Source organism: Solimonas sp. SE-A11 (assembly GCF_030345715.1).
Taxonomy (GTDB): domain Bacteria; phylum Pseudomonadota; class Gammaproteobacteria; order Nevskiales; family Nevskiaceae; genus Solimonas_A.
In genome coordinates, this window is record NZ_JAUASX010000005.1 from 143,800 (window position 1) to 163,779 (window position 19,980).

Consider the following 19,980-nt stretch of genomic DNA (forward strand, 5'->3'; position numbering starts at 1 on the left):
GTGAGCAAAACCACGATCTTCTTCCTCGCGATCCTGCTGGGCGCCGTCATCGGCGGCGCCATCGCTGGCTGGTGGGTGTTCCGCAACGTCGATGCACGCCTGATGCTGCGAGACCAGCCCGCCATCATCGTGCTGCCCGAGCCTTTGAGCGTCAACGCCGACGTGCTCAACGACCTGTCGATCGAGATCGACACCGCCATCACCACCACCGTGCCGGTGGACCAGCGCATCAGCATTCCGGTGGAGGAGACGCTGCGCGTCAACGCCAGCTTCGACAGCGAGATTCCGATCAAGATGAACGTGCCGGTCAAGGACTACATCGTGATCGACCAGTTGCTCGACGTGAACACGGTGGTCAAGGCCGACCTGCTGGGTGATACGCACGACCTGCCGCTGCGCGGCAAGATCCCGGTGAAGGCCAAGGTGCCGGTCAACCTCAACATCCCGGTCGACCAGATGGTGCACCTCAAGTTCACCGCGCCGGTGGAGGCCAAGCTCAAGCAGGCGCTGGATGTGCCGCTGAAGGCCGACATCGCCGCCACCATTCCCATCCGCAGCAAGATGGACGTGCCGGTGAAGTCGGCGCTGCAGGCCCGTATCACCGTGCCGGATCCGGCGCCGGTGGTGATCACCGAGGCCGACCTGCGCCTGCCGCTGCGCACGCTGCGCCTGGGCACCGCGGGCGACGATGCCGCTCCTGCGCCTGCGGCCCAGGACCCGGCGCCGTGATGCGCCTGCTGGCCAAGCTGGGGCTGGGCCTGCTGCTGGCGGCGGGAGGCGCCGCGCTGGGCTTCTGGCTGTACCTGCACCTGGTCGTGCGGTTGACGCTCAGCGACCAGCCGGGCCACGTCCTGCTGCCACCGCAGGCTCGCGTCAGTGCCGAAGCCACCAACAAGATCACCATCAAGCTCGACGGCTACATCGATGCCCAGGTGCCGTTCAAGCAGACCCTGGACCTGCCCCTCAAGGGCAACTATGACGCCGACATCAAGCTGGACACTTCGGTGCCGATCCGCATGGTGATCCGCTACCGTGGCGTGGTGCCGGTGGATACCTATGCCGACATCGAGGGCACCACCGACTTCACCTACCAGAACGTCAAGCGCCTGCGCAACGTGAAGTTCAAGGCACGCATTCCGCTGCGCTTCGAGCAGCCGGTGTCGTTCACCGTGCCGGTGGATACGAATATTCGCCTGAATTACCGTGGCCCGCTGCGCCTGGCGCTGGACCAACGCATCCGTGCGCCGGTGGACACGGTGCTGAAGACGCGGCTGAAGGCCGTGCGCGAGATCACCACGCCGATCCTGGCTCGTTTCGGCATGGACGTGCGTTTCCCGCAGGAGCCGGTGCCGGTGATCGTCAAGCACGCCGACCTTGGCCTGCGCATCAAGGGCCTGCGCCTGGAGCGCATGCCGGCCGCGGCCGAGGGGCCAGCCGCCGCAGCCGGCTCAGCAGGTACCGGGCGAGGGGAATCATGAAGGCATTGGGTGACAGCGGTGCAGGCCGGCGGGTGGCGAAGCTGCTGCGGCGCCTGCCGGGGGCGGACCGCGCCAGCGAGCGCCTGCAGGCCGTGGAACGCGGCCTGCTGCAGCAACTCAAGCGACGCATGGACCGGCTGGAGCCGCCGAGCTCGGTCTCGGTGCTGGCGGTGGCCATGCGCTCGGTGGCGGACCGTTCCCTGGGCGGGGCCAGCCTGCAGGACCTGCTGCAGCGCTCCTCCGAGCAGGGTCGCGACGAGGTCCAGGCCGAGTACTTCGGCTGGGTGACCTCGCAGCTGGTACCCGTCCAAGCGCGCCTGCTGTCCGCCTTATCGGACGGCTCAACGTATCCCGTGATCCACGTGCTGGCAGGCTCTCGCATCGGCTTCACCGCCGAGCCGGTCGTGGAGTGGATCAGCAACATCGGACGCAATGCCGGCGTGCAGTGGAACGACACCACGCCGGTCTACATCGGACGCCTGCGGGCCCTGGGCCTGGTGGACACCGGCCCGGAGGACCCCGCGCGCCGCGTCCAGTACGAGATGCTGGAAACCGAGCAGCCCGTGCGCGACAGCATCGCCCGGCTGCACAAGGGCGGGCTGAAGGGTCATATCGTGCGGCGGGTGCTGATGCTGTCGGCGCTCGGGCGCGCATTTTGGGAAGACGGTCGCATCACCGAGGACCTTGACGGGTCGCTCGCCGCTTCGGTGGGCTAGAAAGAACAAAGCAGCTATAGGTAGGGGAGAGAGACATGCAAAGCTGGGCAGAAATCGTTGTCGACGTACAGCAGAACTGGTTCCTGTATGCGTCGATGCCGTTCGTGGCGGCGATCATCGGCTACGTCACCAAGATCGTGGCGATCCGGATGATGTTCGAACCGATCGAGTTCGTCGGCATCAAGCCGCCATACCTGGGCTGGCAGGGCATCGTGCCGCGCAAGGCCGCCATCATGGCCGGCATCGCCTGCGACACCATGACGCAGAAGCTGATCAAGCCGGAGGACGTGTTCGACCGCCTGGACCCGGACCGCATCGCCCAGGAGATCGAGAAGCCCCTGCTCGAAGCCGTGGAGGAGATCACGCGCAACGTCGCCGAGCAGTATGCGCCTGGGCTCTGGGAGGCCGCGCCCGAGACGGTCAAGCGCATGATCATCAACCGTATCCAGGAAGAGGCGCCCGAGATCGTCCGGCAGATCATGGTGGACATCAAGTCCAACATCAATTCGGTGTTCGATCTCAAGGAAATGGTAGTCAGCAACCTGTTGCGCGACAAGCCGCTGCTGAACCGCATCTTCCTGGAAGCCGGCGCCGGCGAGTTTCGCTTCATCCGCAACTCCGGCCTGTTCCTCGGCTTCGCCATCGGCTGCGTGCAGGCCGTGGTCTGGGCGATCACCCAGAACGTCTGGGTCATGCCGCTGTTCGGCGGCTTCACCGGCTGGTTCACCGACTGGCTGGCGCTGAAGATGATCTTCAACCCCAAGCACCCCACCAAGTACCTGGGTGGCCTGTTCACCTGGCAGGGCCTGTTCCTCAAGCGTCGCCTGGAAGTCTCCGCCGAGTACGGCCGCCTGATCGCCGCCGAGATCGTCACGCCGCACAACATCATCGACGCCGTGCTGCGCGGCCCGCTGTCGGACCGCCTGTTCGGCATGATCCAGAAGCAGGTGCAGCGCGTGGTCGATGCCCAGTCCGGCGTGGCCAAGCCCTTCGTCGTGCTGGCCGTGGGCAGCTCCAAGTACCAGGAGATGAAGCGCCTGGTCTCGCAGGAGATCATGAAGCGCCTGCCGGACACCATGAAGCACGTCGAGAAATACGCGCACGACGCCATGGACCTCGAGCGGACCCTGGCCACCAAGATGCAGGACCTCACCGTCGAGGAATTCGAGAACCTGCTGCACCCGGCCTTCGAGCAGGACGAATGGATCCTGATCACGGTCGGCGCGGTGCTCGGCTTCCTGGTCGGCGAGCTGCAGGTACACGTGATGCTGCACTTCGCGGTCCACTGACCGCCGGCAGCGGATTGATCCGCCATTGCCCGGTGATCCCCAAGGCACCGGGCTTCTTTATTCGGTATCGGGAGAAACGATACATGGCCAAGCTGCTGCGCTCCGCCTGGATGCTCGGCTCGCTGCTCGCGGCGGCCCTGCCGGGTCCGGCCGCCGCCGCGCGCGACGAGGCCGCGCTGCGCAGTTGCCTGGCCGCCAATCTCCCGCAGAAGTCGCTGGCGCAGGACATCACCCTGCGCCAGACCGATGCCGGCGGTACCGTGCGCGAGCTGGTCGGCAGCTGGTACTGGCAGCGCGACTCCGAGGGCCACCAGGCCACGCTGCGGCTCTCCGCGCCGGCGGACCTCGCCGGTGCCGCCTACCTGTTCGTCACGCGCAAGGGCAAGGAGGACTACTACGTTTACCTGCCCGCCGTGCGCAAGGTGCGGCAGGTGACCGGCGCCACGGTGGCCCAGAGCCTGTTCGGCAGTGGCCTGTCGGCTTTCGATCTCAAGTTCCTGTTCAGCGGCCTGCACGGCGGCAAGCTGTCGCGCATCGGCAGCGGCTACAGTGGCGGCCGTGCCGTGGAGCAGTGGCGCTTCCTACCCGCCGGCAACGACCCCGACATCCTCTACGACCGGCTCGACCTCACCATCGACAACGCCTGGTGCCTGCCGCTGAAGGCCGATCTTTATGGCGGGGTGCCCTGGAAGAAGCTGGAGGTCGACCCCGCCTCGGTGCGCCAGGTCAACGGCCGCTGGGCCCCGGGCCGAGCTATCCTCACCGACCTGCGCGAGCGCAACACCACCGAAATCCGGTTGCGCAACGACCGCGTGGACGTGCCGCTGGCGCCAGAGCTGTTCAGGCCTAATCGCTTCTATAAGACCCGCTGAGAGGCCGGCTGCTTCAGGCGGCCTGCTCCGCCCGTCGCAGGTCCAGGCCCAGCCAGCCCAGGATCGCCACCGGCCCCCAGATGCCGAACAGCTCGATCAACACGCTGCGGGTCGGCACGCCGAAGCTGCCGTACTCCCAGACGTGATGCACGGCATGCAGGGCCGAGAACAGCAGCGCCACCACCACCAGAGGCAGTGCCCGGGCGAGGCTCAGCGCCGCCCACAGCAGCGCCGCGCCGATGGTCAGGTAGGCCGTACCCACATCGGTGACGAAGTGTTCGCTGTACAGGGCCGCGCGCGCCGGGTTGGCGATGCACAGGTACCACTGCTCGGTGAAGGCCACCATCAGCACGCCGTTGGCCAGCGAGGTGGCGGCCATGAACATCAGCAGGAAGTAGCGCAGGGGTGGGTGCGGATCGTGGGTCATGCGGAAGCTTGGCAGGGAGAATGAGCCGAAGCCTAAGCCATCCGCGGGCCGCCGCGATTACCTCCAGAGTAATTGCCGAGTCGCCGGCCCGGGATGAGCATGGACTCCAGAAACCACGGAGATGCCCGCCATGATCCCGATGTCCATCGTCGCCGCCCTGTTCCTGCTGATGGGCCTGGCGGCCTTTGCCGTACCGCGGCGTTTCCTGCAGAGCTTCGATCTGCCGGCCGAGACGCCCACGGCGCGCAACGAGATCCAGGCGGTCTACGGCGGCTTTGGCCTGGCGATGGCGCTGGTTCTGGTTGTGCCGCTATGGCTGCCGCAACTGCGCGATGGCATTGCACTGACCGTGGCATTGGCCCTGGGCGGCATGGCCCTGGGCCGGGTGATCGGCGCCCTGCGCGAGCGTCCGGGGCTCTGGCCGGTGGTGTTCTTCTTCGTGGAGGCCGTCGGTGCCGTCGTGCTGCTGGGCGTGTTGCCGGCCGGCAGCCTGTCGATCTGAGGGGAAGGCCGATGATGACGCTCGCGAGCCTGGCGGCGCTGCTGCGCCGGCTACTGGATCTCGGGGCCGAGGCCTCGGTGATGGAGGAGGGGCTGCAACTGACCTGCGGCGGGCTGGGCCTGGCCAGCTACGGCATACCGGTGGCCCCGGTATGGTTGCCGGAGTTCGCGGTGCGCCAGCGGCTGGAGACGCCGAGGCAGCAGGACCCGGAGAGTTTCTAGAGCAGCAGCCCGGCGGCGCCCAGCGCCTCGCCGATGGAGCCGCGCGGTGGCCAGTACTGCAGGTGCCCCGGCACGGTGACGCCGATGGCGCCGTAGAGGCCCGGCTGTTCGCGCACCAGGCACAGCGCCAGGCGGCCGTCCTCGCCGTAGACCAGCACCGCCGGGGTCTCGCCCGGGATGCTGGTCCAGCGGTGCCAATAGGGCCGGAACAGGCGCGGCAGCCGGGCCTTGACCCGCTCGAAGCTGGAGGCGAACTCCGCCAGTTCCCCGGCGCTGAACGGGGGCGGCTCAAGCTGCATCGGTTCATGCAGGCCCATGGCGGGCTCCTCAGGCGGCCGCATGCATCATGCTGCCGTTCTGGCCGTTGCGGTAGATCAGGATGTTGCGGCCCTGGGAGTGCACGAAGCCGTCGTTCTTCAGCTTCTTCAGCACGCGGCCGGCCATCTCGCGCGAGCAGCCGACGTGGCGTGCCAGCTCCTGGCGACTGATCCGCACGACGATGCCGCTCGGGTGGGCCACGGCGTCCGGTTTCTTGCTGAGTTCCAGCAGGGCATGGGTCAGGCGGCCGGCCACGTCCATGAAGGCCAGGTTGGCGACGCGCTGGTTGAGGTCGCGCAGGCGGCAGGCCATCTGGCCGGACAGCTCGAACATGATGTCCGGCTGGTCGCGGACAAAGCGGCGGAAGTTCTGGTAGCTGAACTCGGCCACCAGCGCCTGGGTGCGGGTGCGCACCACGGCGCTGCGCAGGTTGTGCTCCGGGAACAGGCCCATCTCGCCAAAGAACTCGCCCGGGTTCAGGTAGGCCAGCACCACCTCGCGGCCCTCGTGATCCTCGAGCACCACGCTGATGGAGCCTTCCAGGATCAGGTATAGCGAGTGCGGCTCGTCACCCGCGTGGATGATCGTGTGCTTGGCCGCGAAGCTCTTCTTGTGCGCCTGGCAGATGAATGCCTGAACCGCCGGTTTGTGCAGCATCGCCCTGTTCTCCCTGAGATGCCTGTAAGGAGGAATTCCCGCTCCGGGGAGCGGATTCCGCTGAACCTGCGCCTGGAACCCCCGAAGCATCCGAGCCCGCCCAGAACGCCAGATCATCCTGATCCCCGGCCAGGTACGGCACAATTGGCCTGACGGTGTAGTCAGTTTCAAAAGGGGATTAGCCAAATGGCTAATAGTCGCGGGCAGCCGGGAGCGGTAGCGTTGAACGACGCCAATTCATCCAGCCGGAGCGCCACGGACTTGGGCATGTCGCACCTACCCATCGAACTGCGGGAGCGGGACGCCGAATTGCGTTCCCAGCAGGGCGAGCTGGTGCTGCTGATGGCCCAGCAGGCGCGGCGCATCCCGCTGCAGCGCTACCTCACCAGCGTGCTGATGGCGGCGCTGCTGTGCTACTACATGTCGCCCCTTCTGCCACTGCTGTGGCTGGGGGTGGTGGTCGCGGCCGTGGCCTGGCGCACCCATGTGCTGCTGCGTTTGCCGGAAGACCGGACGAGCTCCGACCACAGCAAGCTGCGCCGGGCCTCGAACCTGTTCCTGCTGACCGGCGTGGTGCAGGCGCTAGTGGTGCTGTTCTTCCCGGTGGTGCCGGTGCTGATCGGCGCCATCGTGACGATCTACATCGTCGGCGTCTGTTCCGCCACGATCCAGGCCACGGCCGGCTACCGACGCATCTGCCTGCCCTACGTGCTGACCATGATGGTGCCGGTGGGGGTGGTCTGGACCCTGACGCCGGTGGCCGACGTCGCGGTCTCCGAGCGCCTGCTGTTCGCCGGCCTGATCCTGATCTACATCACCACCATGCTGAGCCATGCCCGAGGCGTTTCCGGGGTGTTCATGGAGTCCTACGACATCCGCCAGCAGCGCGTGGACCTGAACCGCAAGCTGCGTTCCGCCCTCGGCAATGCCGAGACCGCCAACCGGGCCAAGACGCGCTTCCTGGCGTCCGCCAGCCACGACCTGCGCCAGCCGATCCACGCGCTGTCGCTGTTCAGCGGCTCGCTGCTGCTGCGGCCGATGGATACCCGCACGGCCGCCATCGCCGAGCAGATCGACAAGGCCGTCAAGTCCCTGGCCGGCCAGCTTGATGCTCTGCTCGACATCTCGCGCCTCGACGCCGGCGTGATCGAGCGCTCCATCTCCAGCGTGGACCTGCCCATCCTGCTGTCGCAGCTGATGGACGAGTTCCAGCCGCAGGCCGAGCGCAAGGGCTTGCGGCTGACGCTGCAGGGCCTGGACGGCAGCCTGGTCCGTACCGATCCGATGCTGCTGCAGCGCATCCTGCGCAACCTGGTCTCCAACGCCATCAAGTACACCGAACAGGGCGGCGTGCACCTGTCGGTGGAGCCGCTGGGCGACAAGCTGCGCATCAGCGTCGCCGATACCGGGCCGGGCATCCCCGAGTCGGAGCAGGAGCGGGTCTTCGAGGAGTTCTACCAGCTCAACAATCCGGAACGCGACCGCAGCAAGGGGCTCGGCCTGGGCCTGGCGATCGTGCGCCGCCTGACCGAGCTCCTGGATATCGGCCTGAAGCTGGCGTCCAGCCCCGGTGGCAGCCGCTTCTCGGTCGATATCCCGGTGACACGCAATCCGGGCGTGCCGGTGGCGGACCAGGCCGTACCGGCTGGGCCGCTGTGGCGCCATGTCCAGGTGCTGGTGATCGACGACGAGGAAGCCATCCGCCTGGGTATGCAGACGCTGCTCGAGGAGATGGGCTTCACCGTCGAAACCGCCGCTTCCACCGACGCGGCCATCGACAAGGCGCTGGGTTTCACCCCGTCGATCGTGCTGGCCGACTTCCGCCTGCGCGGCGACGACAACGGCATCCGCACGATCCGCGCCCTGCGCCAGACCTGGCCCGAGCTGCCGGCCCTGCTGATCAGCGGCGACACCGCTCCCGACCGCCTGCGCGAGGCCCGTGATGCTGGCGTCGAGCTGCTGCACAAGCCGGTCAACGCCATGATGCTGCGGGAATCCATCCTCAAGGCCGTCAACGAGTGACGCGACCGCGGCCGGCACCGGGGGACCAGTCCGGGCGCTGGCTGTCGCGTGAGTTTTCCGAGCTGCTGTCCGCTCCCGGCAAGTGCCATCTCACGCCGGTACTCGAGCCGGCCTACGACATCGTCATCGTCGGCAGCGGCTATGGCGGTGCCGTCGCGGCCGCCGAGCTGGCCGGTTGCACGGAGGACGGCCGCCCCCTGAAGGTCTGCGTGCTCGAGCGCGGCCGCGAATACCTGCCCGGTGCCTTTCCCTCGCAGCTCGCGGACCTGCCAACCCATTTGCGCGGCAGCTTCGGCGGGCAGCCGAAGGGAGGCGAGGGTCTCTTCGACATCCGCGCCGGACGGGACCTGGGGCTGCTGGTGGCCAACGGCCTGGGCGGTGGCTCGCTGATCAATGCCGGCGTCATGGAGGTTCCCCGGCCGGAAGTGTTCGACCGACGCTGGCCCGTCGCGTTCCAGAAGGGCACCGCGCTGGACGTCTGGTATGTGAAGGCCAAGGCCCTGCTCGGAGCCTCGCACGGCGGGATAGACAACCATATCGGCGGGCATCGCGACCTGGGCGGCGAGCGCTTGGCCAAGACCCGTGTGCTCGACATGCTCGGCCGTGGCGCCATGCGGGAAGCCGCGGTGACCGTGGCCATGCGCGACGGTCCCAATGCCGAGGGGGTGCAGCTGTCTGCCTGCAAGCTCTGCGGCGACTGTGCCACCGGCTGCAACTACGGCGCCAAGGAGTCGCTCGACACCAACCTGCTGGTACGCGCCGCCCGATACCAGGCGGATATCTGGTGCGGCGTCACCGTGCTGCGGCTGCAGCGCCCGGCGGAGCATGCGGAAGCCTGGAGCCTGGAGTTGGCGCACACCGACCCGAAGCTGCGTCTGCAGGATGCCGGTCCGCGCTGGCTGACGGCGCGGCGGGTGATCTTGGCCGCGGGCACGCTGGGCTCCAGCGAGATCCTGATGCGCACGCAGCGTCGCGCCGCGCGCACGCTGTTCTCGATGCGGCTGGGGCAGGGCTTCTCCGGCAACGGCGATCTCATCGCCTTTGGCTATGGCTACGGGCCGCAGGCCCAGGCCAATGCCGTGGCCGACGAAGAGCAGCCGCCAGGGCAGCGCCGTGTGGGCCCCACCATCACGGGCGTGATCGACACCCGGATCGCGGCACGGCCAGCCGTGCCCGCACAGCAGATCGTGGTGGAGGAACTGGCGGTGCCCGGCTCGCTGCGGCGTGCCGCGGAGGAATCGATCACCACCGCCAGCACCCTGCATGACCTGGCCTGTTTCGATGACGTGGAGCACCTGGAGGGTCATCCGGCGGGTGATCCTTTCGCCGTGCAACGCGAGCGCATCCGTCATATGTCGGTGTTCGCGGCGATGGGTGACGACGGTGCCGGCGGCCACCTGGAGCTGACGGGCGACGCCGACACGCATACCGGCGACGGCCATGTCGCGGTGGTCTGGCCGGAGCTTCCCCATCACCCGCTGTTCGACGCGCAAATGCAGCGTATCGATGCGCTGCGCGCCGCCGCGGGCTTCGGCGGTCGTACGCTGCCCAATCCGCTGTGGCGCTTCATGCCCGAGTCCATGGACTTCCTGGTGCAGGACGAGCGCGGACCGGCGGTGAGCGTGCATCCGCTCGGCGGCTGCGCCATGGCCGACGATGTCGATGGCGGCGTGGTGGACGATTGCGGGCGCGTGTTCGATCCCGCGCGCCACGGCCAGCCGCGCGGCTGGCACGAGGGCCTGGTGGTGCTCGACGGCTCCGTGCTGTGCTCCGCCCTGGGTACCAATCCCGCACTCACCATCGCGGCGGTGGCCCTGCGCGCCGTGGAGGCCCTGCGGCGTGACTGGGGCTGCGAACCGCCGCGCCATGCTGCCCCTGCGCCCCCGCAGTCGCGCCCCCAACTGGCGGACGTGGAGCAGGCCATCACCGCGCGTTACCAGTTGCCACGCCAGGGTACGCAGGTAGCCGTCTGCGAGCGCCTGGCCGGACCGGTGAGCCTGGCCGATGCGCAGGGCTCGCGGCGCGACTGCTGGGTGGAGCTCACCTTGGGTTACCAGCCCCTGGCCCTGCACCATCTGTTCCGGCCCGACGAGAACGGGCGCCTCGGCAATGCCCGCCTGGAACTGGGCGACGAGGGAGCGGCGCAGTTGCGCATCTTTCCTTTGAACCAATGGCAGCGTCTGAAGGCAGAGGTGCTGTCCGTCGAGGAGCGCCAGCGGCGCGAGGAGTGCCTGGCGCGGGTCTATCGCGTCAAGGGCAGCCTCGTCGTGATGAAGCGCGATCCCAGCGGCTTCCTGCAGCGGACCGCGCGCGGCAGCCGCGCCTGGTGGTGCAACCGCGGCCTGCGCGACGCGGGCCTCGGGCTGTCGGATTGGGCGCGCAAGGCCATGGCCGGCGAGCGCAGCAGCGGCCCCAGCATGGCCAAGCGCATCTGGGGCATGTTCAAGCTCGCCAGCCGTGCCGGCGAATGTCGCCGTTTCGACTACGAGTTGCAGGTCGTCGAGGACCTGACGCCCGAGAGCGTGAAGAGCCTGCTGCCCTTGCGCGACCTGGTCGGGTCCGATGTCCGGGGCCACAAGCACATCACCTACGAGCGGCCCAGCAATCCCTGGCGGCAATTGCAGGAGCTGTCGCTGACGCAACTCGGGGATCGCCTGGAAGGCCAGCGGCTGCTGACGCTGGATCCCCGATACCTGGCCGCGAGCGGCCGCCCTCTGATGCGCATCGAAGCGCAGGACTGCCATGTCGAGGCCCTGGTCGACTTTGCCTCGCTGGCCGCCTACTTCGCTCGGCTATTGCTGACCATCCATGTCTGGAACCTGCGCAAGCCGGATACGCCGCGGCATCGCCCGGTGCAGCGCCTGCCGGGCCGGCTACCGGGCCTGCCGGCGCCGGAAATCCACTGGCTGGACCTGGGCAAGGCCGGCGATACCCCGGTGCGCCTGCGCCTGGCGTGCTACCGCAACGTGCGGCGGGGCGTCACGGCGAACCCGGTGCTGCTGATCCACGGCTACAGCGCCAGCGGTACCAGCTACGCGCATCCCGCCCTGGAACCCAGCCTGGCCGCCAGGCTGGCCGAAAGTGGCCGCGATGTCTGGGTGGTCGACCTGCGCAGCAGCGCCGGGCTGCCCACGGCCTGCCTGCCCTGGACCTTCGAGCAGGTGGCGCTCAACGATATTCCCGCCGCCGTGGACTACATCTGGAAGTGCAGCGGACAGCAGGCGCTGGACGTCGTCGCCCACTGCATGGGCGCGGTCATGCTGAGCCAGGCCATCCTCTCGGCCGGCAAGGAGGGCATGGAACTGGAACGCCTGCTGCGCCCGCGCGGATCGTCCACCGATAGCGGCCCGGATCGCCACGCGGTGGCGCGCCGTGCCCTGCCGCAGCGCCTGCGCCGGGTGGTGCTGTCGCAGAACGGCCCGGTGATGGTGATGAGCCAGCAGAACATCTTCCGCGGCTACGTCATGTCCTACCTGGAGCAGCTGTTCGGGCCACTGCGCCACGACTTCCGCCCGGAGCCCGGCCAGGGCCTGGGGATGGAACTGCTGGACCGCTTCCTCGGCAGCCTGCCGTATTCCGACGAGGAACTGCGCCAGGAGAATCCCTGGCTGCCCTGCCGTACCGAGTATCTCGCCTCGCGCCACCGCATGGACGCGATCTACGGCCGCACTTTCTCGCTGGATGCCCTGAGCCCGCGGGTGCTGGACCACATCGACGACCTGTTCGGGCCGCTCAGTCTCGATACCGTCGCCCAGGTCATCCATTTCACGCGGCACCAGGTCATCACCGACCGCAGCGGCCGCAACCGCTTCGTTTCGCGCGAGGGGCTGCGGACCCACTGGCGTTTCCGCACCCTGGTCCTGCACGGGCAGGACAACGGCCTCGCCGACGTCGCCACGGCGCATCGGGCGGAGGCGCTGCTGCGTGATGCCGGCTGCGAGGTGGAGAAGCGGATCCTGCCCGGCATGGGGCACCAGGACAGCCTGATCGGGCAGCGGGCCGGTGAGACCTGCGCACAAATCCTCGACTTCCTCGATGCCCGAGAGGAGGCCGCCGAACGGCCTGCCGATCCGCCACCTATGTTGCGGAGCCGCCCTGGCTGGGGCCGATGCTGAACCTGCAGAACCCCGACGTGCCGTTGCTGGGCCTAGGCGCGAGCCCGCAACTGGGCCGGCCCGAGAAGCTGTGCATGCTGCCGGTCGAGCGTGACGCCGCCGGCTGCTGGCGCTATGCGGAGCTGATGCGCCGTCTCGAACTGGGGCCGGAGCAGATCCTGTTCAGCCTGGACGGCAGGGACACCGACTGGTTCTCGCATCCCTTGCCGGACTGGGCCAGGAGAGCGGAGGTGCAGCACTTGCTGCTGCTGCCGCTTTACCCGCAGCCGCCGTTCATGAACCAGACCCTGTTCGATACCGCTGACGGCCTGGCCGCGCAGCGGCTATGGTCGGGCAGGGCGCCACCACCGGGCGAGGAACTGGCGTCCACCGCCATGGCCGATGCGATCGAGCAGGCGGTGAACCAGATCAACCGCGAAGGGCCGGCCAGCCCGCCGGGCTTGGTTCGTGTTCCGCCGGCACCGACGAAAAATGGCCTGCGGCTGGCGCTGGGCAGTTGCGGCTATCCGCCAGGCATCCTCAACGAACATCCGCCGTCGCGGGGCTGGGACCTGCTCAACGATCGCCTCGATGGTACCCAGCCGCCGCAATGGCTGGTGCTGACCGGAGACCAGATCTATGCCGACGCCACAGCCGGGCTGTTCGATCCGACGCTGGCCGACGACCGCTACCGCAAGCCCTACGAGACCTGGCTGCATGGGAAAAGCGTGCGCCGGGCGCTAGGTCGCGTGCCGCTGGTTTGTCTGCCGGATGACCATGAGCTGGAGGACAACTGGGAGCCGCTGGCACCGGACGCGCCCGCCGATGCCGCGCAGCGCAACCGGGACGTGCATGAGCGCGGCCTGCGCTACTTCCTGCGCTACCAGCGCCTGCGCTTCACGGCCACGGCCGAGGAGACGCTGGCGGAGCCGCTGTGGCATGCGTTCGAGGCCGAGGGCATCCCGGTGTTCCTGCTCGATACCCGCAGCCGTCGCCAGGGGCGTCATGGCGATACCGGCTTTGGCGCGGCGGGTCTGCTGGGGGCCGAGCAATGGCAGGCCCTGCGCCGCTGGCTGCTGGAGGGGCCACGCGACCGGCCGCGTCTGATCGTGTCGCCGGCCATCTTCCTGCCGCGGCACCGCTATGCCCTGCCGGCACGCCTGGCCTTCGGCCGCGAGGATGCAAGCATCCGGGCCTGCCGCCGCTCCGACGGCTGGGACGGCCACCCGGAAACCCTGCTGTCGCTGCTGGAACTGATCGGCGAACATCAGTTGCGCGGCCTGGTGTTCCTGTCCGGCGACGAGCACTTGGGGGTGTTCACTACCGCCCGCTTGCGACGGCCGGGTTCGAAGCAGGAAATCGCCGTGCATTCGATCCATACGGCGGGCCTTAACACACCTTACCGCTTCGCCAACGCCGACGCGGCCGAACTGGTGCAGGATGAAGTCCTGTCTTTCGAAGGCGTGAGTGGCAGCTGGGAATGCGTGATCGGCAGCCGCGTCTTCGGCGGCGCCGGATTCACGCAGCTGTCGCTGCAGCCACAGACGTCGGGGAGCTGGCAGTTGCACTGCGAATTCAGCACCTGCGAACCCTGTGCGCAGCCGCCGGACCGGGAGGTACTCGAGACCCTGGATCTTTTCTAGATCTTCAGTCCGAGCCGCGCGGCGGTAAACACCGCCTCGGTGCGATTGCGTACACCCAGCGCGCGGAACGAGGCGGACAGGTGCGCCTTGACCGTCGCCTCGGACACATCCATCTCGCGGGCGATCACCTTGTTGGCCTTGCCCTGCATCGCCAGCCTCAGCGTCTCCACCTGGCGCGGCGTCAGCTCGGCCAGCGGGTCACCCGGCTGCTGCGCCGTGGCGGCCTGCGGTGCGGAACCCAGCAATGCGTGCGGGGGCAGGTAGGTTCCGCCGGCCAGTACCAGGCGCAGCGCGGCCATCATTACCGCGTGGCTGGAGGTCTTGGGGATGAAGCCGGCGGCACCTTCATCGATGGCCTGCACGATCAGCGCCGGGTTCTCCTCGGCGGACAACACCACGATGGCCGGTTGCTCGAAGTGTGCGCGCAGGGCGCGCAAGGCATCGAAGCCATGCGTGCCCGGCAGGTGGAAATCGAGCAGGATCACATCCAGCGGCGAACTGGCCGGGTGGGACAGGGCGGCATGGCAACTCGGTGCTTCGACGAAGACGACATCCTCGGCCAGGTTGGCCAGCAGCAGCTTGATGCCTTCGCGGAACAGCTCGTGGTCGTCAACCAGCAGGATATTCAACGTCGCCCTCCATGGACGGCGTCCATTGTCCGGGTGCGGCGTGCAATTTGCCAGCCTTGGCCGCCCCGGACTCTGGTTCGTGGATTCAGGTAATCACGCTCGGCGCCTTGCGGCCGGTCAGCTCGCCGATGCGCGTCAGGCGGTCGGCCAGGTTGACCAGCGGCGCCAGCGCGTCCCGAGTGTCCCAGTTCAGCGCGCTCTCGCGCGTTTCGTAGCGCTCCAGGTACACGCGCAGCGTCGAGCCCTTGGTGCCGGTGCCGGAGAGGCGCAGGATGATGCGCGCCGCGTCACCGAAGATCACGCGCAGGCCCTGGTTCACGGCAATGCTGTTGTCCACCGGATCGTGGTAGCTGAATTCGTCGGCCTCGCTGATCGTGTAGTCGCCGAGGCTGCGCCCCGGCAGTTCGGCGAGCTGGTTGGCCAGTGCCTGCATCACGCTGTCGGCGGCGGGGCCGGGCAGCTCATCGTAGTCATGGCGTGCGTAGTAGTGCCGGCCGAAGCGCTTCCAGTGCCGCTGGGCGATCTCCTTCACCGACAGGCCGGTCACGGCCAGCACGTTGAGCCAGGCCAGCACCGCCCAAACGCCATCCTTTTCCCGGGCATGGACGCTGCTGGTGCCAAAGCTCTCTTCGCCGCAGAGCGTCAGCTTGCCGGCATCCAGCAGGTTGGCGAAGAACTTCCAGCCGGTGGGAGTTTCGTAGAGCGGGATCGCCAGCGCGCTCGCCACCTTGTCGGCGGCACGGCAGGTCGGCATCGAGCGCGCCAGGCCGGCCAGGCCGCGGCGGTAGCCTGGCAGTTCGTGCAAGTGTGCCGCCAGCATCGCCAGCGAGTCGCCCGGCGAGATGAAGATGTCCTTGCCGAGGATCATGTTGCGGTCGCCGTCACCGTCGCTGGCCGCTGCCAGGTCGGGGCCGTTGGCGCTGAAGGCCAGGTCCACCAGCGGCTTGGCATAGATCAGGTTCGGGTCCGGATGACCGCCGCCGAAATCCTCCAGCGGGCTCGCGTTCTGCACGCTCAGCAGCGGCGCGCCGAGCTGCTCGACGAAGATGCGCTCGGCGTACGGGCCGGTCACGGCATGCATCGCGTCGAAGCGCAGCGTGTGGCCGCGGCGGAACCAGTCGCGGATGCGGTCGAAGTCGAACAGCTCCTGCATCAGCTGCGAGTAGTCGTCGACGCAGTCGATCACCTCGATCTCGGTGCTGCCCAGCGTCTGCAGCCCGCGACGGTCCAGGTCCACCTGTCCGCCCTCATGCGCCCGATAGCGCGCGATCTGCTTGCTGGTCTCGTAGATGCGGTTGGTGAGGCCCTCACTGGCCTGTCCGCCGCCGGCCACGTTGAACTTGATGCCGAAGTCGCCGTCCGGCCCGGCCGGGTTGTGGCTGGCGGTGAACAGCAACCCGCCCTGGGCACCGCGCTTGCGGATCAGGTGCGAGGCGGCCGGCGTCGACAGCAGGCCGCCCTGGCCGATGACGATGCGCGCCACGCCGTTGCCGGTGGCCACGGCGCAGGCGGTCTGGATTGCCGTGCGGTTGTAATAGCGGCCGTCGCCCCCAATGATCAGGGTGCCGCCGTGCAGTTCCTGCACGCAGTCGAAGACCGATTGCAGGAAATTCTCGAGGTAATGCGGCTGCTGAAAGACCGCGACCTTCTTGCGCAGTCCCGCCGTGCCGGATTTCTGGTCGAGGTAGGGTTTGGTGGAGATTTCGCGGATCGCCATGATGCTCTCCTTTGTTCTGTTTGTCCCAGTCGTGAGCCCTATCTTATAGTCCCCACATGCAAGCCTCTACTGGCCATGGTTATGTCTGTCCCTGCTGCGGCAAGCCGCGGCGGCTGGCGCACCTGCTCGATCTGTACGAACGCAACTACCATTTGCTGGAGCGGCTGATCCCGGAGCTGGAACTGCCGTTCGACGAGGCCGTCTCCCGCAGCCAGAGCGACCTGCCGCTGCATCTGCGCGTGACCGATCGTGATCGCTATACGGTCAGTTTCAAGCTGTCATACGAATTCGTGGACCAGGACGGCGTACGTCGCCAGCCGGACCTGTGGGTGCGCGTCTACCGTGACGCCGCCGTGGCCGAGGCCCTGGCCTGCAGCCAGCGGCCGCCCTGGGACGCGACCGAGGAGGGAGACCCCAAGGCGGGTCAGTTCCTCAGCGCGCAGTGGCAGCGCAACCTGACCTTGGGGAAGTGGCTGGAGTACCTTCTGGAGCACGGTCATGGCTTCAGCCTGGCAGCGCGCCCGCGCATCCTGCCTGCCGCTGCGCTCTGATCCCGCCGCGATCGGCGGGCGGCGTTACACGGCTCCGGCCTTCTTCAGCAGACCCGCGATCTTCTCCGCCATTTGCCGGTAACCCTGGGCATTGGGATGGATCTGGTCCGACTTCAGGCTGCGGTCGCCCAGCACCTCGGCGATGACCCGGTTCTCGATCGGCAAGCCATGCTCCTGCGCCAGCGCCGCGTAGCCGGGCTCGGCCTGCAGCGACAGCAGCTTCGGCTCCGGCACGCCCAGCAGGATCAGGGGAATGCCGCGCCCGCGGATTTCCTGGATCATGGCACTGAGGTTGGCGCGCATCTGGGCGCGGTCCATCTGTCGCAGCATGTCGTTGCCGCCCAGGCAGAGGATCACCAGCCCCGGTTCGGTTTCGTCCAGGATTTCGGGCAGGCGCTCGCGCCCTTCCGCGGTGGTTTCGCCCGGCACGCCGGCGTTCACCACCTTGCGGCCGATCAGGCCCGCCAGCACCGCTGGATAGCTCTGGCGCGGGTTGGCGCCGGTGCCATAGGTCAGGCTGTCGCCAAAGGCCAGCACCACGGCATCCTGCGGCAGGGCCGGAAGCCTGGGCGTCTTGTCGCTACAGGCAACGAGCAGCAGCAGGGCTTGCAGCATCAGCAGGCTGCCCGCCAGACTGCGGAAATCAATCATCCCTTTACGGAAGCCGCGCATGATCTACGCCCTCGATGGACGGGAGCCCCAGTTTAAGGGGGATTGCTGGGTTGCACCCAATGCCACGCTGATCGGTGCGGTAACCTTGGAACACAACGCCAGCGTCTGGTTCAACGCCGTGCTGCGTGGCGATTGCGACGAGATTGTGATCGGCGAGAACAGCAACGTGCAGGATGGCTCGGTGCTCCATACCGATCCCGGCATCCGCCTCACCATCGGCCGTGACTGCACCATCGGCCACCTGGTGATGCTCCACGGCTGCGAGATCGGTGACAACTCGCTGGTCGGCATCGGCTCGGTGATCCTCAACCGCGTGAAGATCGGGCGCAACAGCATCGTCGGCGCCAAGTCGCTGATCCCGGAAGGCAAGACCTTCCCGGACAACTCGCTGATCATGGGTTCGCCGGCCAAGGTAGTGCGCGAGCTTGGCGAGCAGGAGACGGCGTTCCTGAAGCTGCAGGCCCAGCACTACGTGCAGAACGCACAGCGCTATAAGGCCAAGCTGCAGTCGGTTAAGAGGGGCTGATCACCGCTGTCCCCTGCGAGCTAGTCGCTGCCATCCTTCGGATAGAGGTACTGGCGCAGCTTGCCCAGTCCCGGGCCGGCATCGCGCCAGTGTTCGATCTCCAGCGCCACCTGCACCACCGCGCAGGTCGGCACCTCGTCGAAGGGGCAGGGTGCCAGCAATCCCGCGAGCTGGCTGAAACCCGGATTGTGGCCGAACAGCATCACGTGGCGGTCGCAGTCGTCGAGTTGGTTCAGGATCTGCACCAGCGTTGCCGGTGACGCTTCGTAGATGCGCGGCTGCAGCTGGATTTCCTCGCGTCCCAGGGCGAAGGCGTCGGCGAAGAGGTGCGCGGTGGTGATCGCTCGCAAGGCGGGGCTCGACACCAGCCGGTCGGGGATGCCCAGCAGCCGGCGCGCGCGCTGTGCCATCGCTGGCGCATCGCGACGCCCGCGTTCATTCAGCGGGCGCTCGAAGTCGCTCAACTCCTCGTAGTCCCAGGAGGACTTGGCGTGACGCACCAGGCTCAGCAGTCGCATTTCTTCCTCTAGGGGTTCGGCGGCCATCGCAAGCGTATCGCAAGCAGGTGTTGGTGCGTCACCGTATTCCTACGAGGAGCTTGTGCTCAGGTAGATATCGAAGCGCGCCTGCGTGCCGCGTTGCTCCAGCGAAGGCTTGCGGGCGGCCATCCAGGGGGCGTTCAGCGGCCGCTTCACCGCCACGCGCAGGCGCGCCGCCTGCAGCGCCGGCTCCAGCAGGGCGTCGGCATCCTCGTCGGCGCCGGCCAGGTCGCGGAAGATCTGCATCTCCTTCTGCGGCAGCGCGGTCTTGCCGCTGTGCGGGTACATCGGGTCCAGGTAGACGCTGTCCCAGCGGCCCTCGCCCAGAACCAGCGCTGCGTTGCCGCGGCGCAGTTCGATACGTGCCGCTATCGGCGCTAGCGCCGGGTCGGCCAGCGCGCGCCGGTGTGCGTCGGCCAGCAGGTCGGCGATCTGCGGCTGGCGCTCCACCAGCGTCACGCGGGCACCCAGTGACGCCAGCGTGAAGGCGTCGCGGCCCAGGCCGCCGGTGGCATCCAGGATGTCCAGTTCGGGCCGCTTGGCCAGGCCCAGCGCGCGGGCCAGCAGTTGCTTGCGTCCGCCGGCGATGCGCCGGCGCTGTTCGCTGCTGCCCCAGTCGATCCAGATCGCGCCGTAGTCCGGGCGATGCAGCGCGCGCAGTTCCAGGCGTCCCTGGTTCTCCTGCAGCGCAAACGAAAAACCCCGGGCATCGCTGCCCAGGGCTTGTTCGGCACCGATCGCGGGATCAGAGCTTGGAGGCATCGAAGAAGCTGGCCATGCGCTGCGCCAGCATCAGGTCGCCGTCGACCTGCAGCTTGCCGGTCATGAAAGCGGTCATGCCGTTGAGCTCGCCCTTCATCAGCGCGATCAGGTCGTCGTCTTCCATGGTGATGGTCAGGTCGGCGGTGCCGGCGGTGCCGTCGTTGACCGCGCAGGTGCCGTTGTTGATCACGACATTGACCGGCTTGGAGCAGACGAAGTTGATCGTGCAGTTGGTGCCCGAGGCTTCGGCGGCGTTGAACGCGGACGGCAGCTTCTTCAGGAAGTCGGCGGCGGACATGGTGTTCTCCAGAGTGTGGTAATTGTAAGGCCCCGGATCGTAAACCC

21 protein-coding genes are annotated in these 19,980 nt (G+C 67.8%); 12 read left to right on the forward strand and 9 right to left on the reverse strand.

All coding sequences use genetic code 11. From position 1 onward, the window contains the following. The 5 genes from QT386_RS08235 (at position 1) to QT386_RS08255 (ending at position 4,355) form a co-directional block, all read left to right on the forward strand. Entirely contained in the window at positions 1-729 is a 729-nt protein-coding gene (locus QT386_RS08235) for a hypothetical protein (protein WP_289273272.1), read from the forward strand. Next, on the forward strand, positions 726-1,478 hold the full coding sequence (locus QT386_RS08240) for a hypothetical protein (protein ID WP_289273273.1): 753 nt from the start codon (positions 726-728) through the stop codon (positions 1,476-1,478). The genes QT386_RS08235 and QT386_RS08240 overlap by 4 nt, the downstream gene beginning before the upstream one ends. Next, positions 1,475-2,194 carry an Abi-alpha family protein gene (locus tag QT386_RS08245; RefSeq protein WP_289273274.1) on the forward strand — a complete coding sequence of 240 codons (720 nt, stop codon included), beginning with the start codon at positions 1,475-1,477 and terminating at the stop codon, positions 2,192-2,194. Before QT386_RS08240 ends, QT386_RS08245 begins: the two co-directional genes overlap by 4 nt. Before the next feature lie 35 nt (positions 2,195-2,229). Beyond that, positions 2,230-3,483, forward strand: coding sequence for a DUF445 domain-containing protein (locus tag QT386_RS08250; RefSeq protein ID WP_289273275.1), 1,254 nt, complete (start codon positions 2,230-2,232; stop codon positions 3,481-3,483). 83 nt (positions 3,484-3,566) lie between these two features. Continuing rightward, the gene (locus QT386_RS08255; RefSeq protein WP_289273276.1) at positions 3,567-4,355 is read left to right on the forward strand and encodes an outer membrane lipoprotein-sorting protein; all 789 of its coding nucleotides are present in this window, start codon (positions 3,567-3,569) and stop codon (positions 4,353-4,355) included. Positions 4,356-4,368: 13 nt separating this feature from the next. On the opposite strand, the gene QT386_RS08260 is transcribed toward QT386_RS08255, so the two are convergent. Beyond that, the gene (locus tag QT386_RS08260) at positions 4,369-4,782 is read right to left on the reverse strand and encodes a hypothetical protein (protein WP_289273277.1); all 414 of its coding nucleotides are present in this window, start codon (positions 4,780-4,782) and stop codon (positions 4,369-4,371) included. A gap of 130 nt (positions 4,783-4,912) precedes the next feature. Between QT386_RS08260 and QT386_RS08265 the strand changes: the two genes are divergently transcribed. Continuing rightward, positions 4,913-5,284: a DUF4345 family protein gene (locus QT386_RS08265; RefSeq protein ID WP_289273278.1), complete on the forward strand. Its 372-nt coding sequence runs from the start codon at positions 4,913-4,915 to the stop codon at positions 5,282-5,284. 11 nt (positions 5,285-5,295) lie between these two features. After that, on the forward strand, positions 5,296-5,505 hold the full coding sequence (locus QT386_RS08270; RefSeq protein ID WP_289273279.1) for a hypothetical protein: 210 nt from the start codon (positions 5,296-5,298) through the stop codon (positions 5,503-5,505). Here QT386_RS08270 and QT386_RS08275 read toward each other — a convergent pair. Both QT386_RS08275 and crp read right to left on the reverse strand, forming a co-directional pair. Beyond that, the gene (locus QT386_RS08275; RefSeq protein ID WP_289273280.1) at positions 5,502-5,822 is read right to left on the reverse strand and encodes a hypothetical protein; all 321 of its coding nucleotides are present in this window, start codon (positions 5,820-5,822) and stop codon (positions 5,502-5,504) included. The two genes, QT386_RS08270 and QT386_RS08275, sit on opposite strands and share 4 nt — an antisense overlap. A 10-nt stretch (positions 5,823-5,832) precedes the next feature. Next, on the reverse strand, positions 5,833-6,480 hold the full coding sequence (crp, locus tag QT386_RS08280; protein ID WP_289273281.1) for a cAMP-activated global transcriptional regulator CRP: 648 nt from the start codon (positions 6,478-6,480) through the stop codon (positions 5,833-5,835). 267 nt (positions 6,481-6,747) lie between these two features. Here crp and QT386_RS08285 point away from each other — a divergent pair, with 267 nt between their 5' ends. From QT386_RS08285 to QT386_RS08295, 3 genes are read left to right on the forward strand one after another with little or no spacing between them, the layout of a single operon-like run. Further along, positions 6,748-8,502 carry an ATP-binding protein gene (locus tag QT386_RS08285; protein WP_289273282.1) on the forward strand — a complete coding sequence of 585 codons (1,755 nt, stop codon included), beginning with the start codon at positions 6,748-6,750 and terminating at the stop codon, positions 8,500-8,502. Next, positions 8,499-12,617, forward strand: coding sequence for a GMC oxidoreductase (locus QT386_RS08290; protein WP_289273283.1), 4,119 nt, complete (start codon positions 8,499-8,501; stop codon positions 12,615-12,617). Before QT386_RS08285 ends, QT386_RS08290 begins: the two co-directional genes overlap by 4 nt. Then, on the forward strand, positions 12,611-14,239 hold the full coding sequence (locus tag QT386_RS08295; RefSeq protein ID WP_289273284.1) for an alkaline phosphatase D family protein: 1,629 nt from the start codon (positions 12,611-12,613) through the stop codon (positions 14,237-14,239). The genes QT386_RS08290 and QT386_RS08295 overlap by 7 nt, the downstream gene beginning before the upstream one ends. Here the strand turns inward: QT386_RS08295 and QT386_RS08300 are convergent. Together QT386_RS08300 and QT386_RS08305 are read right to left on the reverse strand one after the other, a co-directional pair. After that, positions 14,236-14,868: a response regulator transcription factor gene (locus QT386_RS08300; RefSeq protein ID WP_289273285.1), complete on the reverse strand. Its 633-nt coding sequence runs from the start codon at positions 14,866-14,868 to the stop codon at positions 14,236-14,238. The two genes, QT386_RS08295 and QT386_RS08300, sit on opposite strands and share 4 nt — an antisense overlap. An 85-nt stretch (positions 14,869-14,953) precedes the next feature. Next, the gene (locus QT386_RS08305; protein ID WP_289273286.1) at positions 14,954-16,585 is read right to left on the reverse strand and encodes an alpha-D-glucose phosphate-specific phosphoglucomutase; all 1,632 of its coding nucleotides are present in this window, start codon (positions 16,583-16,585) and stop codon (positions 14,954-14,956) included. A 56-nt stretch (positions 16,586-16,641) separates the two neighbouring features. On the opposite strand from QT386_RS08305, the gene QT386_RS08310 reads away from it, so the two are divergent. After that, positions 16,642-17,136 carry a DUF1249 domain-containing protein gene (locus QT386_RS08310; protein WP_289273287.1) on the forward strand — a complete coding sequence of 165 codons (495 nt, stop codon included), beginning with the start codon at positions 16,642-16,644 and terminating at the stop codon, positions 17,134-17,136. Between the two features lie 24 nt (positions 17,137-17,160). Here the strand turns inward: QT386_RS08310 and QT386_RS08315 are convergent, their stop codons facing one another. Beyond that, entirely contained in the window at positions 17,161-17,808 is a 648-nt protein-coding gene (locus tag QT386_RS08315; RefSeq protein WP_289273288.1) for an arylesterase, read from the reverse strand. Here QT386_RS08315 and QT386_RS08320 point away from each other — a divergent pair. Next, a complete protein-coding gene (locus QT386_RS08320) occupies positions 17,807-18,334 on the forward strand; it encodes a gamma carbonic anhydrase family protein (protein ID WP_289273289.1) in 528 nt (175 codons plus the stop codon). The two genes, QT386_RS08315 and QT386_RS08320, sit on opposite strands and share 2 nt — an antisense overlap. Positions 18,335-18,354: 20 nt before the next feature. On the opposite strand, the gene QT386_RS08325 is transcribed toward QT386_RS08320, so the two are convergent. From QT386_RS08325 to QT386_RS08335, 3 genes are all read right to left on the reverse strand, one after another. Further along, positions 18,355-18,852, reverse strand: coding sequence for a histidine phosphatase family protein (locus QT386_RS08325; RefSeq protein ID WP_289273290.1), 498 nt, complete (start codon positions 18,850-18,852; stop codon positions 18,355-18,357). A gap of 69 nt (positions 18,853-18,921) precedes the next feature. Next, the gene (locus tag QT386_RS08330; protein ID WP_289273291.1) at positions 18,922-19,635 is read right to left on the reverse strand and encodes a class I SAM-dependent methyltransferase; all 714 of its coding nucleotides are present in this window, start codon (positions 19,633-19,635) and stop codon (positions 18,922-18,924) included. Further along, a complete protein-coding gene (locus QT386_RS08335; RefSeq protein WP_289273292.1) occupies positions 19,619-19,933 on the reverse strand; it encodes an SCP2 sterol-binding domain-containing protein in 315 nt (104 codons plus the stop codon). Before QT386_RS08335 ends, QT386_RS08330 begins: the two co-directional genes overlap by 17 nt. Between the last annotated feature and the right edge of the window lie 47 nt (positions 19,934-19,980).

Bases quoted from the DNA above. Each gene is read 5' to 3' on its own strand.
- QT386_RS08320 (WP_289273289.1), top strand. From the start codon at position 17,807: ATGATCTACGCCCTCGATGGACGGGAGCCCCAGTTTAAGGGGGATTGC.
- QT386_RS08325 (WP_289273290.1), bottom strand. From the start codon at position 18,852: ATGCGACTGCTGAGCCTGGTGCGTCACGCCAAGTCCTCCTGGGACTAC.
- QT386_RS08310 (WP_289273287.1), top strand. From the start codon at position 16,642: ATGCAAGCCTCTACTGGCCATGGTTATGTCTGTCCCTGCTGCGGCAAG.
- QT386_RS08270 (WP_289273279.1), top strand. From the start codon at position 5,296: ATGATGACGCTCGCGAGCCTGGCGGCGCTGCTGCGCCGGCTACTGGAT.
- crp (WP_289273281.1), bottom strand. From the start codon at position 6,480: ATGCTGCACAAACCGGCGGTTCAGGCATTCATCTGCCAGGCGCACAAG.
- QT386_RS08330 (WP_289273291.1), bottom strand. From the start codon at position 19,635: ATGCCTCCAAGCTCTGATCCCGCGATCGGTGCCGAACAAGCCCTGGGC.
- QT386_RS08250 (WP_289273275.1), top strand. From the start codon at position 2,230: ATGCAAAGCTGGGCAGAAATCGTTGTCGACGTACAGCAGAACTGGTTC.
- QT386_RS08305 (WP_289273286.1), bottom strand. From the start codon at position 16,585: ATGGCGATCCGCGAAATCTCCACCAAACCCTACCTCGACCAGAAATCC.
- QT386_RS08285 (WP_289273282.1), top strand. From the start codon at position 6,748: ATGTCGCACCTACCCATCGAACTGCGGGAGCGGGACGCCGAATTGCGT.
- QT386_RS08295 (WP_289273284.1), top strand. From the start codon at position 12,611: ATGCTGAACCTGCAGAACCCCGACGTGCCGTTGCTGGGCCTAGGCGCG.
- QT386_RS08245 (WP_289273274.1), top strand. From the start codon at position 1,475: ATGAAGGCATTGGGTGACAGCGGTGCAGGCCGGCGGGTGGCGAAGCTG.
- QT386_RS08265 (WP_289273278.1), top strand. From the start codon at position 4,913: ATGATCCCGATGTCCATCGTCGCCGCCCTGTTCCTGCTGATGGGCCTG.
- QT386_RS08315 (WP_289273288.1), bottom strand. From the start codon at position 17,808: ATGCGCGGCTTCCGTAAAGGGATGATTGATTTCCGCAGTCTGGCGGGC.
- QT386_RS08255 (WP_289273276.1), top strand. From the start codon at position 3,567: ATGGCCAAGCTGCTGCGCTCCGCCTGGATGCTCGGCTCGCTGCTCGCG.
- QT386_RS08275 (WP_289273280.1), bottom strand. From the start codon at position 5,822: ATGGGCCTGCATGAACCGATGCAGCTTGAGCCGCCCCCGTTCAGCGCC.
- QT386_RS08260 (WP_289273277.1), bottom strand. From the start codon at position 4,782: ATGACCCACGATCCGCACCCACCCCTGCGCTACTTCCTGCTGATGTTC.
- QT386_RS08335 (WP_289273292.1), bottom strand. From the start codon at position 19,933: ATGTCCGCCGCCGACTTCCTGAAGAAGCTGCCGTCCGCGTTCAACGCC.